Here is a 13,114-nt window from a genome sequence, read left to right as displayed (position 1 = left end):
ATATCGCACGTTGTCGAACGTCGACGACGCCGGACTATGCTTCAGGAATGGCTGACTCACCCTCCGGAACCCTGTACTCGCACCCCGATCGAAACCTCGGAATGGAGCTGGTCCGGGCGACCGAAGCGGCCGCGATCCGCTCCGCCCCCTTCATCGGCAAGGGCGACAAGAACGCCGCCGACAAGGCCGCCGTCGACGCGATGCGGAAGTTCCTCGGCACCGTCGCCTTCGACGGCGTCGTCGTCATCGGCGAGGGCGAGAAGGACGAAGCGCCGATGCTCTTCAACGGCGAGCACGTCGGCAACGGCTTCGGCCCCGCCTGCGACATCGCCGTCGACCCCATCGACGGCACGAGCCTCACCGCCGCCGGTCGCATGAACGCCCTGTCGGTCATCGCGGTCAGCGACCGCGGCAGCATGTTCGACCCCAGCGCCGTCTTCTACATGGACAAGATCGTCACCGGGCCCGAGGGCGTCGGCATCATCGATCTCGATCGTCCGATCGGCGAGAACATCGTGGCGCTCGCCTCGGCCAAGGGCATCGCCGTCGAGGACATGCAGATCGCGGTGCTCGACCGCCCCCGTCACGCCGACCTGATCGCCCAGATCCGCGCCGTCGGCGCGTCGACCCGTCTGCTGCTCGACGGCGACGTCGCCGGCGGCATCAACGCCGCCCGCCCCGACTCGCGCATCGACATGTGCGTCGGCGTCGGCGGCACCCCCGAGGGCATCATCACGGCCTGCGCCGTGAAGGCCCTCGGCGGTCTCATCCTCACGCGTCTCGCCCCGAAGGACGACGCCGAGCGCCAGAAGGCCATCGACGCCGGTCACGACCTCGACCGCGTGCTCGACCAGGACGACCTCGTGACCGGCGACAACGCCTACTTCGTCGCCACCGGTGTCACCGACGGCGCGCTGGTCGCCGGTGTCACGCGCAAGCAGGGCATGATCCGCACCTCGAGCATCGTGCTGCGCTCGCACTCGGGCACGATCCGCCGCGTCGAGGCCGACCACCTCGTCTCGAAGTGGTACGGAGAGACCGCCTAGCCCCTGAGGCTATTCGTCGTCCGCCCTCGCGCCGTGTCGTTCTCGATCGGCGTCGAGGGCGGACGTCAGTTCGGCGGCCGTCAGGTCGCGCGGGGTCTCTTCGATGGGCGTCGGTGCGGCGAGCACCTTCGTCTCGTCGAGCATGCTGAGGCGACGGGCTGACGGCAGGACGGTGCGTTCGAGGGAGCCGACGAAGCGGTTGTAGTCGGACACCGACCCGCGGAGCGATCTGCCGAGCTTGTCGACGTGACCGGCCATCGTCGAGAGGCGGCCGTACAGCTCTCTGCTGAGATCGAAGAGCGTCTTGGCCTCGGCGGTGACGACGTCCTGCTGCCAGCTGAAGGCGATGGTCTTCAGCACCGACCAGAGGGTGACGGGGGACGCCAGCGCCACCCGCTTCTGGAACGCGTAATCCATGATCGAGGGGTCGGCTTCGAGCGCCGAGGCGACGAGCGACTCGCTCGGGATGAAGGCGATGACCAGCTCGGGTGACGACTCGAGCCCCGACCAGTAGCTCTTCGAGGCGAGGGCGTCGACGTGGGCGCGCAGCGCCTTGACGTGCTGGTTGAGCAGGGCCTCGCGTCGGGCCCCTTCCTCGCCGCCGGCCGTCGCGGGGATGGCACTGGCCTCGAGGTACGAGGTGAATGGCACCTTGGCGTCGACGGCGATGTTCTTGCCCCCCGGCAGGTGCACCACCATGTCGGGGCGTCCCGTGCCCGCGTCGGAGTGGATGCTCGTCTGGACGTCGAAGTCGACGCGCTCGACCAGGCCGGCGGCCTGCACCACGTTGCGCAGCTGGGTCTCGCCCCAGACCCCTCGGGTGCTGTTCGACTTGAGCGCCGACGCGAGACTCTCGGCGGTGCTCCGCAGGCGCTCTTCGGACTCCGCCGCGCTGCGCAGCTGCTCGCTGAGCGCGCCGTACTGGTGGGTGCGCTGCTCTTCGAGCTCGGCGACCTTCTGCTGCACGGCGGCGAGACTCTGCGCGACCGGGCTGAGGGCGGTCAGAACGTGCCCCTCGGAGCGGGTGCGCTCGGCCTCGGTGATGCGGATGTCACGGAGACGGTCTTGGAATTCGGCGAGCCGCGCCTCCTGCCCCGCGATCTGCCGACGGTACTGCTGGTCTTGCTCGTGGAGCCGCTCTTGGTACGACTCGGCGGTCGCCCGCGCCGCTGCGGCGTCGGCGGCCAGCTGCGCGGCGGTCGCGGCGTTGCGGGAGCGGCCGGCCAGAGCGCCGACGAGGGCCCCGACGACGAGTGCGACGAGAGCGAGGAGGAAGGCGACGAGCGAGGAGACCATGTCGAGCAGTGTGGCAGCGGCCACCGACATCGCTCGCTGGCGAGCCTGACTCGGAGGGTAGTGGCTCAGAGGGTCAGCTGAAGAAGACCTTGAGTCGCCGTCTGGTCGGCTCGGCGCCCTCGGGCTCGGGCAGTGGGGTCGGCTTCAAGACCTTCATCTTGACGGTGGCGAGCGACGCGAGCTCGACGAGATCGTCGGCGCCGTGGAACGCCGATGCGTGCGTGACGATCGCCGCGCAGGCCTCGGCGTCGGCCAGCGCGTCGTGGTGCGAGAAGCCGGTGAACCCGGCGGCCGCGGCCGCGAGGGGGAGGCGGTACGAGTCGAGCGTGTACGTCTTGCGGGCGACCTGGAGGCTGCAGAGATAGGACCAGGCCGGGGGAGTGAGCCCGGTCGCGGCGCAGGCGGCCTTGATGACGCCCATGTCGAAGCCGGCGTTGTGAGCGACGAAGACGTCGTCGCCGGCGAAATCGGCGATCAGGTCGAACTGCTCGGCCCAGCCGAACGCGTCGACGACGTCGGAGGCGACGATCCCGTGGATGCGCGTGTTCCACTCGGAGAACTCGTCGTGCCCCGCAGGCGGCTGGATCAACCAGCCCGCCTTGTCGACGACGACGCCGTCGCGGACCTTGACGAGGCCGACGGAGCAGGCGCTGGCGCTGCTCGAGTTCGCGGTCTCGAAGTCGATCGCGGTGAAGTCGATGGGCATTGGGTCATGGTCTCACGCGCCTCCGACAGTCCCTCCACAGGACCGGTCGGAAGGCGACCCGCGCCTCCTCGGGTCCGCCCCGCCCCGGTGACACGGCATGGCCGGTACGCTTGACCCTCGTGGCTCTCACTATCGCGATCGTCGGACTGCCCAATGTCGGCAAGTCCACCCTGTTCAACGCCCTGACCAAGAACCAGGTGCTGGCGGCGAACTACCCGTTCGCGACCATCGAGCCGAACGTCGGCATCGTCAACCTGCCCGACCCGCGCCTCAAGGTGCTCGCCGGCGTCTTCGGCAGCGAGAAGATCCTGCCCGCGCCGGTGTCGTTCGTCGACATCGCCGGCATCGTCAAGGGCGCGAGCGAGGGCGAGGGGCTCGGCAACAAGTTCCTGGCGAACATCCGCGAGGCCGATGCCATCGCCGAGGTCGTGCGCGGCTTCGACGACCCCGACGTCGTGCACGTCGATGGCAAGGTCGACCCCGAGAGCGACATGGGCACGATCAACACCGAGCTGATCCTGGCCGACCTCGAGACCGTCGAGAAGGCGCTCGTGCGCTACGAGAAGGAGCTCCGCCTCAAGCGCGTCGAGCCGATCGTGCACGAGACCGCCGTGGCCGCCCGCGACGCCCTGCAGCGCGGCGAGGCGCTGTCGTCGACGAGCATCGACCTCGAGCCGATCCGCGAGCTGGGGCTGCTCACCGCCAAGCCCTTCATCTACGTCTTCAACGTCGACGAGGCCGTGCTGACCGACGAGGCGCGCAAGGCCGAGCTGCAGGCGCTCGTGTCGCCGGCCGAGGCGATCTTCCTCGACGCGCAGGTCGAGTCCGAGCTGATCGGCCTGGACGACGACGACGCGGCCGAGCTGCTCGCGTCGCTCGGGCAGGACGAATCGGGTCTCGACCAGCTCGCCCGCATCGGGTTCGAGACGCTGGGGCTGCAGACCTACCTGACGGCCGGCCCGAAGGAGACCCGCGCCTGGACGATCGGCAAGGGCTGGAAGGCTCCGCAGGCCGCCGGCGTGATCCACACCGACTTCGAGAAGGGCTTCATCAAGGCCGAGGTCATCTCGTACGACGACCTCGTCGAGACCGGCTCCATCGCGGAGGCGCGCTCGGCGGGCAAAGCCCGCATCGAGGGCAAGGAGTACGTCATGCAGGACGGCGACGTGGTGGAGTTCCGCTTCAACAACTGACCGATCTGCTGGTTCTCTCTAGCCGGGCGGTGGCGCGGGGTAGCGTTGGGGGAGCCCGCGTCCGTGGGTGGCGCAGCCATCCGGGGGGACCATGAGCAGGCGAGACGTCGGACGTCGGAGGTGCTCCGCGAGACGGACAGCCGCAGGCGTTGTGCTGATGACAGTGCTCATGGCCTCGGGCGGTTGCAGTCGCGCCGAGAGCGCGAATGCCGAGATGGCCGGTCCTCGGACCGTCGCAGACGAGGTCGTCGCGGAACTCGCGTCGGGGCGCGAGGCCATCGGTGGGGACTGGCTAGGCGGCTGGGATCTCGCGACCCGGCCCTGCCCGGAGGGCGGCGACCAGTTCGCGGGGTATTTCGAGCAGCAGCCCGCGCGGGATCGCGACGAGTCCGAGGCGGCGATCCGCGCCTCCTTGGGGGCCGACGTCCGCGACATGACCCGCACCGAACGCCCCGACGGCAGCGTCGAGGTCCTGCTCGCGCGCGACGACGGATTCCTGGTGCTCCTCACGGTCACCGACGAGAAAACCAGTCTCACCACGACGAGCGCCTGCTTCGCCGACGACGTCGACCCGAACCCGACCGACTACCTGCCGGCGACCGAGCCCGATGTCACGGTGCTCTGAATGTCCGCCTCACGACGCGCGCTGATCGTCGGCGTCACCGCCCTCGCGATGGTCGCCCTGCTCACCGGCTGCGCGCCGGGCGACGGCCCGGCCACCGCAGCCGTCGACCCTCCGGCGGCCGCCGACGAGATCGTCGGGGCCGTGGCCGCCGGTCGCGAAGCGGTCGGTGGCGAGTGGCTGGGCGGCTGGGATCCGAACCTCGGATCGTGCCCCGAGGGCGAGCAGTTCGCCGGCTACTTCGAGCAGCAGCCGGCCCGCGACCGCACGGCATCGGAGCGCGGAGTGCGCTCGGCGCTCGCACCCTACGGCGACGACGTCGTCCGGACCGATCGCCCCGACGGCAGCGTCGAGCTCCTGCTCGCCCGCGACGACGGGTTCCTGGTGCTCGTGACGATCACCGACGCCAAGACGAGCTTCATCGCCACGAGCACCTGCTTCGAGGACGACCTCGACATCGACACGGCCGAGGTGCTGCCGCAGACGGAACCGGGCGTCGCGCCTCTCTGACACCGCGCCTCCTCGGTCCGGCTCGGCCTCGCGACCGGCCCGGGCGGGGCCGCGCGTGACAGCCCGGCGAGCGTCAGCGCAGCAGGGTGTCGCGGGGGTACTCGCCGAAGCGCTTGACGTAGGCGGCGGAGAATCGGCCGAGGTTGCCGAAGCCCCAGCGGCGGGCGATCTCCGAGACGAGTGCCTCGTCGCGCGACGACGCGACGAGCTCGTCGTGCGCCTTGTCGAGACGCACCTGCCGCAGGTAGTTCATCGGGCTCGCACCGAGGTGGTCGTTCATCGCCTGCTGCAGCGTGCGCGTGTGCATGCCGGCGGCCCGCGCGATGTCAGCCGGTGTGATGGGCTGATCGGCGTACGCGTGCACGTACTCGACCGCGACGCGGAGGCGCGCCGTCCGCTCGGTCCGCAGGCTGCTCGGCACGTCGACCGCCTGCCAGGGGAAGAGGTCGAGCATCGCGCGCACCAACGTGACCTGCGCCTCGTGGCGGAGCAACGGCGACGCCTTCTCGGTGACGATGGCGGGCGTGGTGGCGCTGATGGCGGCTCGCCAGGCGACCAGCGCCTCCGGCGTGGGGGCTGCGGTGTGGTCGAAGACGATGCGCTGCGAGGGGCCACCGTGGCGCTCGGTCGCGAGGTCTTCGAGGAACGTCGCGTCGGCGTGCACCATGTTGTTTCGGTGCGGCGTCATCATGAACGAGAACGACGTCTCGGACGGGATCAGGAACGGCTGCCCGCCGAGACTCGTCAACTGCCCGCCGTGGTGCTCGATCGTGGCCGTGCCCGAGCGCAGCCACGACACGACGTAGTCCTTCGAGTAGGGGACGTCGCCTTGCAGATGCCCGGTGAAGGTGGCGGTGCGGAGGCTCATGCGCTCGTCGCCGGCGCTGGCGTAACGGAACACGAACGGCTCGTCGGAGCGGCGGGCGCGGAAGTGACGACCGCGGTACAGATCTTGGAGGCGCGCGCAGGCGTCGAGGAGATCGTCGGTTCCCTCTTCGGAGCGGCGGAAGGCCGGGTCGACCTGCACGGCGATCGGGCGGGTGTCGCCCTCCTGCGGGGGTGCGTAGGCGCTCGTCATTAATCCTCCTGGTCCGATGCGGTCCGGTGCCGAGGCGCGTGGCGGACGCCCGGGTACGTCATTGAGACGTTCCGCGAGACGGAAACGTCACGAATCCGTCGGACCTGAGGGTTGTTCGGAGATCACGGGGCGCTCGATGGGGGCTCGGCGCGCCCCAGAACGGGGGTGCGCCGTCACCACCATCGACGGGGGTGCGCCGTCACCACCACCGACGCTCACGCGGCACGAGACCGGCCAGCAGACCCACGGAGGCGAAGACGCTCACGACGCCGACGAGCGCGAGCGGCCCGTCACCCGAGGTCGTGACCAGCAGCACCACGCCCACGACGAGAGCGACGAGGCCTGCGACCAGGCGGCCCGTCCGGCTCGGCTGTTTCGTCGGGTCGCACCGGGGCACGCCGAACTCACGCCGCTGGCTCATCAGGCGACGCACGCGACGAACGCGACGCGAAGACGAGACCCCCGTCGAACCGTCGACGGGCCCGTCGACCACGCGTCCCCACCTGTCGCACCACTCGCCCGGCCCGATCTCAGGGCACCGGCCATGGACGGCCGTCTCGGCGTCGGCGATGTCGGCCGGGTGATGGAGGTCCAGCACCGAGGCCAGACTGACGCCGTCCTCGAGGCGACCGTCGGGCCACCAGGCGTCGAACGAGACGCGGCGGTGCGGCCGGCCGCCCCACCATGTTCGAGCCTTGAACGCCACGGCTCGCACGGCCACCGGTCTCTCGGTCTCTCGGCTCATGCCTCGATGGTGGCACGAGCACGCACGGCGCCACCGGTCCCGGGCGTGAGTCTGCCTCGTCTAAGGTCAGGCATGAGCCGAATCACGCCCGCCCCCGCACTGCTGCGCCTCGGCGTCCTCGCGACCTCCCGCAAACCCGACGAGCGGCGCCTCCCGATCCACCCCGCCCACCTCGAGCGGATCGACGCCGATCTGCGTGCGAGCATGACCCTCGAGCGCGGCTACGGCCTGCGCTTCGGCATCCCCGACTCCGACCTCGAGCCGCTCGTGGCCCTCGCCGACCGTGGGCAGATCATCGCCGACAGCGACGTCGTCCTGTTGCCGAAGCCCCAGGCTGACGACCTCGCCGGGCTGCGCGACGGGCAGACCCTCTGGGGCTGGCCGCACTGCGTGCAGGACCGCGAGATCACCCAGCTCGCCATCGACAAGAAGCTCACCCTCATCGCGTGGGAGGCCATGAACCACTGGCAGCCCGACGGCGGCTACGCCCTGCACGTCTTCCACAAGAACAACGAGCTCGCCGGCTACTGCTCGGTGCTGCACGGCCTCCAGCTCTGCGGCTCGACGGGCGACTACGGCCGCCGCCTGAGCGCCGTCGTGATCGGCTTCGGCGCCACCGCCCGCGGGGCCGTCACCGCCCTGAACGCGCACGGCATCCACGACGTGCGCGTGCTGACCAACCGCAACATCGCGGCCGTCGGCTCGCCCATCCCCTCGGTCGACATCCATCAGTTCGAGCACGACCCCGAGACCCCCGGCGCCAGCACGGTGAACACGCCCGACGGTCCGGTCGCCCTCGCGCCCTTCCTGGCCGCGAACGACATCGTCGTGAACTGCACCCTCCAAGACCCCAACGCGCCCCTGACCTACCTGCGGACGAGCGACCTCGCGACGTTCCGCCCCGGCAGCCTCATCGTCGACGTCTCGGTCGACGAGGGCATGGGCTTCGACTGGGCCCGCGCGACGACCTTCGCCGAGCCGATGATCACCGTCGGCGAGACGACGAACTACTACGCCGTCGACCACAGCCCGTCACTGCTGTGGAACTCGACCACATGGGAGATCAGCGAGGCGCTGATGCCGTTCCTCCGCACCGTGATGGAGGGCCCCGCCTCGTGGCGCGAGTCCGACACGATCCGCCGTGCCATCGAGATCGAGGAGGGGCGGGTCGAGAACGACGCGATCCTCATCTTCCAGGGCCGGTCGCCCGAGTACCCGCACCTGGCTCTCGACGCCTGACCCGGGCGGCGCGCGGGCGGCGGCAAGCGGCGGGCGGCGGACAGTACGAGATCAGGGCCGAGGAGGCGCGGCGAGGGCCGCGACGACCCGTTCCGTCCCGAACTCCCACGCGTCGTCGACGTCGCCGCCGAGCTGGAACCCGCCGTTCAGCTCCATCACGACGAAGCCGGCCACCCAGGCCGTGAGCGTGCGGGCCGCTGCGAGGGCGTTCTCGGCGCCGGCGAGCTCCTCGCCGACCCGGAGGGCCGCCCGGCTGGCCTCGGCCCCGAACTCCGCTCGCGCTCGCGGCATGCCGGGGCCCGGGGTCATGACGAGCTGGAACGCGGCCGGTCGCTCGTGCGCGAACGACCGGAATCCGTCGAGCACCTGGCGAGCGCTCTCAGCCCCGTCGAGGTGGACGGCCAGATCGGAGAGGGTGGCCTCCGCGACCAGCTGGACCAGCGCCTCCCTGCTGTCCACGCGTTTGTAGAGCGAGGGGGCGCGCACGCCGACGCGGGCCGCGACGGCGGCCATCGTGAGACCGGCGGGGCCGTCGGTCTCGAGCAGCTCGCGGGCGGCGGCGACGATGGCTTCGAGGGAGGTGCGCTCAGGAGACGGCATCCGTCGAGTATAGCTATTGACAGTAGCCATGAAGGCTAATTACAGTAGCCATCATGGAACTCACCCCCTCCCTCCACCGCATCGGCAACGACGTGGTCGCCGCCTACTTCGTCGTCACCCCCGCCGGTGTCACCGTCATCGACGCCGGGCTGCCCGGTCTCCACACCGAACTCGTCGCCGAGCTGGCTCTGATCGGCCGCTCGCTCGCGGACGTGAAGGGGCTGATCCTCACGCACGGCGACGGCGATCACATCGGCTTCGCCGAGCGCCTGCGTCGCGAGCACGGCGTGCCCGTCTTCATCCACGCCGGCGACGCCGCCCGAGCGAAGGGCGGCGCCAAGCCCAAGAACGCCAAGCAGCAGATGCGACTCGGCGCCCTGCTCGGGTTCGTCGCCTACACGCTGCGCAAGGGCGGCGCGAAGACGACCTGGCTCACCGAGGTCGTCGAGCTGCAGGGCGGCGAGACCCTCGATCTGCCGGGGTCGCCGCAGATCATCCCGATGCCCGGGCACTCCGAGGGCAGCATCGCCGTGTTCGTGCCCGGCGTCGACGCCGTGTTCGTGGGCGACGCCCTGACGACGCGGCACGTGCTGACCGGTGCGGTCGGGCCTGCACCGGCGCCGTTCACGGACGAGCCGGAGCAGGCCCTCGACTCGCTCTCGGCGCTCGTCGAGACCCGCGCGACCTGGGTGCTGCCCGGTCACGGCGCCCCCTGGAGCGGCGGGGTCGCAGCCGCCGTCGAGGCCGTTCGCGCCGCCGCCCGCCGCTGCTAGACCGTCGCGGGCACCGCCGCCGGCACCACGCGCACCAGCACGGCCTTCGACACCGGCGTGTTGCTGCCGATCGACGCGCTGTCGAGCGGGACGAGCACGTTCGCCTCGGGGAAGTACGCGGCCGCGCAGCCCCGCGCCGTCGGATACGCCACGACCCGGTAGTCGCGCAGCACGCGCTCGACGTCGTCCGTCCACTCGGTGAAGACGTCGACCCGCTGGCCGTCGACGAGGCCCAGCTCGGCGAGGTCGTCGGGGTTGATGAAGACGACCTCGCGCCCCTTCTTGATGCCGCGGTAGCGGTCGTTCAGGCTGTAGATCGTGGTGTTGTACTGGTCGTGCGACCGCAGGGTCTGCAGCAGGAGGCGCCCCGCCGGCCGCTCGACGTGCTCGAGCTCGTTGACCGTGATCATCGCCTTGCCCGCCGCTGTGTCGAACGTCCGCGAGTCGCGGGGCCCGTTGGGCAGCACGAAGCCGTCACGACTGCGCACCCGCTCGCTGTACCGCTCGAAACCCGGCACGACCCGGCTGATGTGGTCGCGCAGCGTGTCGTAGTCGTCTTCGAACGCCTGCCAGTCGATCTCGAGATCGGCGCGATCACGGAGTGTCACTCGGGCGAGTCTGCTGACGATGGCGACCTCGGACAGCAGGTCGGGCGCGACCGGCGGCACCTGGCCGTGGCTGCCGTGCACCGAGCAGACGGTGTCTTCGACGGAGACGAACTGCGGACCCGACTTCTGCACGTCGATCTCGGTGCGACCGAGGGTCGGCAGGATGAGCGCCTCGGCACCCACGACGGCGTGCGACCGGTTCAGCTTGGTCGACACCTGGACGGTCATCTCCGTGCCGCGCATGGCGGCCTCGGCCAGCTGGGTGTCCGAGATCGCGGCCACGAGGTTGCCGCCCATGCCCATCCAGAACTTGATCCGCCCCTCCTGCATGGCCTTGATGCCCTTGAGCGCGTCGACGCCGTGCTCCCGCGGCGGGTCGAAGCGGAACTCCCGCTGCAGCGCGTCGAGGAACTGGTCGGACATCTGCTCCCAGATGCCCATCGTGCGGTCGCCCTGCACGTTGCTGTGCCCGCGGATCGGCGAGGCCCCGGCGCCGGGTCGGCCGATGTTGCCGCGCAGCAGCAGCAGGTTGATGATCTCCTTGATGGTGTCGACGGCCTTGCGGTGCTGCGTGATGCCCATCGCCCAGGTGATGATCACGCGTTCGGCCGAGATGTAGCGCTCGGCGAGCTCGTCGATCTCGGCGCTCGTGATGCCCGTGGCGAGCAGCACCTCGTCGTCGTCGACCTTGGCGATGTGCTCGCGGAAGGCGTCGAGCCCCACGGTGTGCTCGGCCAGGAACCCGTGGTCGAGCACGGTGCCGGGCGCGGCGTCCTCTGCGGCGAGCACGCGCTTCGCGACCGCCTGCAGCAGGGCCATGTCGCCGCCCAGCCTGATCTGCACGAACTGGTCGGCGATGTTCGTGCCGCGACCCACGATGCCGCGCGGCAGCTGCGGGTTCTTGTACCTGCGGAGACCGGCCTCGGGCAGCGGGTTCACGGCCACGATCGCCGCGCCGTTGCCTTTCGCGTCTTCGAGCGCCGTGAGCATGCGGGGGTGGTTGGTGCCGGGGTTCTGCCCCAGCACGATGATGAGGTCGGCCTGCTCGAAGTCGTCGTAGGCGATCGTCGACTTGCCGACGCCGACGGTCTCGCCCATGGCCGCACCCGTCGACTCGTGGCACATGTTCGAGCAGTCGGGCAGGTTGTTGGTGCCGAAGGCCCGCACGAACAGCTGGTACTCGAACGCCGCCTCGTTCGAGGTGCGACCCGAGGTGTAGAACGACGCCTCATCGGGGCTGTCGAGCGAGTTCAGCCTGTCGCCGATGATCTCGAACGCGCGCTCCCAGCTGACCGGCTCGTAGTGGTCGCTGCCGACGGGCTTGTGCACCGGCGTCGTCAGGCGGCCCTGCATGCCGAGCCAGTACTCGGACTTCTCGAGCAGGTCGTCGATCGAGTGCTCGGCCCAGAACGAGTCGGGCACGAGCACCGGGTTGGCCTCCCAGGTGACCGCCTTGGCGCCGTTCTCGCAGAACTCCGCGACCTTGCGGTGGTTCGGGTCGGGCCAGGCGCAGCTCATGCAGTCGAAGCCGTCCTTCTGGTTCAGCGAGGTCATCAGCTTCACGGTGCGGGCGAGACCGAGCTGCTTGATGGCGGGCTCCATCGAGTGCAGCACGCCGGGCACGCCGGCCGCCCACTCGCGCGGGGGGCCGACCTCGATGTCGTCGTCGTTCACGTCGTCGACGGGGGGCTTCTCGGTCACGGTCTCGATCCGATCGTCAGGGGCACGGGGGAGGAGGCGCGGGTCGCGCCCGAAGGGGAGGTCGAGGAGGCGCTGGTCGCGTCGCCGGAGGAGGTCGAGGAGGCGCTGCTCGCGTCGCCGGAGGAGGCGCGCGCCGTCTCGTCGGGAGCCCCCAGCCGGTCGGGTCGCGAGTACACGACCATCGAGCGGCCGCGGAGGAACCCCACGATGGTCACGCCGAGCTCGGTCGCCAGGTCGACGGCGAGCGACGACGGCGCGGACACGGCGGCGAGCATCGGGATGCCGGCCATCGACGCCTTCTGGGTGAGCTCGAAGGAGGCGCGACCCGAGACCATCAGGACGGTGCCGCTCAGGGGGAGCCGCCCCTCCTTCACGGCCCAGCCGACGACCTTGTCGACGGCGTTGTGCCGACCGACGTCTTCACGCAGCACGAGCAGCTCGCCCGTCGCGCCGTCGAAGAGGGCGGCGGCATGCAGCCCGCCGGTCTTGTCGAAGACGTCTTGGCCCTCGCGAAGCCGATCGGGGAACGTCGCCAGCAGGGCCGGGTCGAGCACGAGCGGATCGTGCAGCACCGAGTGCTGCGACTTGGTGCGCACCGCGTCGATGGAGGCCTTGCCGCAGAGACCGCACGAGCTCGTCGTGTAGAAAGCGCGCTCGAGGCTCGGATCGGGGGCGGGCACCCCGGGGGCGAGTGCGACGTCGAGCACGTTGTAGGTGTTGAGCCCCTCGGCCGTCGCGCCGGCGCAGTACCTCGCGGCGGCGAACTCGTCGCCGGTCGAGATGACGCCCTCGGAGACCATGAAGCCGGCCGCGAGATCGAAGTCGTGGCCAGGCGTCCGCATGGTGATGGCGAGCGAGCGCCCGCCCACGCGGATCTCGAGGGGCTCTTCGACGGCGAGGGTGTCGATCGTGCGCCGGACTCCGGTCGACCCGTCGTCGTCGACGGTCAGCCGGGTCACGGGTTTCCGTGACGTTATTCGTGCCATGGGTCAGGTCT

At 70.4% G+C, this 13,114-nt stretch carries 13 protein-coding genes; 6 read left to right on the top strand and 7 right to left on the bottom strand.

What is annotated here, in order from left to right:
- Positions 1–47 precede the first annotated feature (47 nt).
- Positions 48–1,046: a class II fructose-bisphosphatase gene (gene glpX, locus SOM11_RS01915; protein WP_192059641.1), complete on the top strand. Its 999-nt coding sequence runs from the start codon at positions 48–50 to the stop codon at positions 1,044–1,046.
- Between the two features lie 9 nt (positions 1,047–1,055).
- On the opposite strand, the gene SOM11_RS01910 is transcribed toward glpX, so the two are convergent.
- Both SOM11_RS01910 and SOM11_RS01905 read right to left on the bottom strand, forming a co-directional pair.
- A complete protein-coding gene (locus tag SOM11_RS01910) occupies positions 1,056–2,342 on the bottom strand; it encodes a DNA recombination protein RmuC (RefSeq protein WP_320477030.1) in 1,287 nt (428 codons plus the stop codon).
- Between the two features lie 73 nt (positions 2,343–2,415).
- Positions 2,416–3,048, bottom strand: coding sequence for an exonuclease domain-containing protein (locus SOM11_RS01905; protein WP_320477029.1), 633 nt, complete (start codon positions 3,046–3,048; stop codon positions 2,416–2,418).
- A gap of 119 nt (positions 3,049–3,167) precedes the next feature.
- On the opposite strand from SOM11_RS01905, the gene ychF reads away from it, so the two are divergent.
- The 3 genes from ychF to SOM11_RS01890 all read left to right on the top strand — a co-directional run bounded on the left by ychF (position 3,168) and on the right by SOM11_RS01890 (position 5,373).
- A complete protein-coding gene (gene ychF, locus SOM11_RS01900) occupies positions 3,168–4,241 on the top strand; it encodes a redox-regulated ATPase YchF (protein WP_320477028.1) in 1,074 nt (357 codons plus the stop codon).
- Positions 4,242–4,455: 214 nt separating this feature from the next.
- Positions 4,456–4,866 carry a hypothetical protein gene (locus SOM11_RS01895; protein ID WP_320477027.1) on the top strand — a complete coding sequence of 137 codons (411 nt, stop codon included), beginning with the start codon at positions 4,456–4,458 and terminating at the stop codon, positions 4,864–4,866.
- On the top strand, positions 4,867–5,373 hold the full coding sequence (locus SOM11_RS01890; protein WP_320477026.1) for a hypothetical protein: 507 nt from the start codon (positions 4,867–4,869) through the stop codon (positions 5,371–5,373).
- A gap of 73 nt (positions 5,374–5,446) precedes the next feature.
- Here the strand turns inward: SOM11_RS01890 and SOM11_RS01885 are convergent, their stop codons facing one another.
- Both SOM11_RS01885 and SOM11_RS01880 read right to left on the bottom strand, forming a co-directional pair.
- Complete coding sequence (locus SOM11_RS01885; protein ID WP_320477025.1) at positions 5,447–6,451, bottom strand: helix-turn-helix transcriptional regulator; 1,005 nt, start codon at positions 6,449–6,451, stop codon at positions 5,447–5,449.
- A 199-nt stretch (positions 6,452–6,650) separates the two neighbouring features.
- Positions 6,651–7,196, bottom strand: a complete 546-nt coding sequence (locus tag SOM11_RS01880; protein ID WP_320477024.1) for a hypothetical protein — start codon at positions 7,194–7,196, stop codon at positions 6,651–6,653.
- A gap of 72 nt (positions 7,197–7,268) precedes the next feature.
- Here SOM11_RS01880 and SOM11_RS01875 point away from each other — a divergent pair, with 72 nt between their 5' ends.
- Positions 7,269–8,435: a N(5)-(carboxyethyl)ornithine synthase gene (locus tag SOM11_RS01875; protein ID WP_320477023.1), complete on the top strand. Its 1,167-nt coding sequence runs from the start codon at positions 7,269–7,271 to the stop codon at positions 8,433–8,435.
- 51 nt (positions 8,436–8,486) lie between these two features.
- On the opposite strand, the gene SOM11_RS01870 is transcribed toward SOM11_RS01875, so the two are convergent.
- Entirely contained in the window at positions 8,487–9,035 is a 549-nt protein-coding gene (locus SOM11_RS01870; RefSeq protein WP_320477022.1) for a TetR/AcrR family transcriptional regulator, read from the bottom strand.
- Positions 9,036–9,088: 53 nt separating this feature from the next.
- Between SOM11_RS01870 and SOM11_RS01865 the strand changes: the two genes are divergently transcribed.
- The gene (locus SOM11_RS01865; RefSeq protein WP_320477021.1) at positions 9,089–9,808 is read left to right on the top strand and encodes an MBL fold metallo-hydrolase; all 720 of its coding nucleotides are present in this window, start codon (positions 9,089–9,091) and stop codon (positions 9,806–9,808) included.
- On the opposite strand, the gene SOM11_RS01860 is transcribed toward SOM11_RS01865, so the two are convergent.
- Positions 9,805–12,117 carry an FdhF/YdeP family oxidoreductase gene (locus SOM11_RS01860; protein ID WP_320477020.1) on the bottom strand — a complete coding sequence of 771 codons (2,313 nt, stop codon included), beginning with the start codon at positions 12,115–12,117 and terminating at the stop codon, positions 9,805–9,807. The two genes, SOM11_RS01865 and SOM11_RS01860, sit on opposite strands and share 4 nt — an antisense overlap.
- Positions 12,114–13,103 (bottom strand): formate dehydrogenase accessory sulfurtransferase FdhD, encoded by a 990-nt coding sequence (gene fdhD / locus SOM11_RS01855; RefSeq protein WP_320477019.1) that lies wholly within the window; start codon positions 13,101–13,103, stop codon positions 12,114–12,116. The genes SOM11_RS01860 and fdhD overlap by 4 nt, the downstream gene beginning before the upstream one ends.
- Positions 13,104–13,114 lie beyond the last annotated feature (11 nt).

This window comes from Frigoribacterium sp. CFBP9029, assembly GCF_034045305.1.
Classification (GTDB): Bacteria; Actinomycetota; Actinomycetes; order Actinomycetales; family Microbacteriaceae; genus Frigoribacterium.
This window is presented reverse-complemented; position numbering and strand designations above follow the sequence as displayed.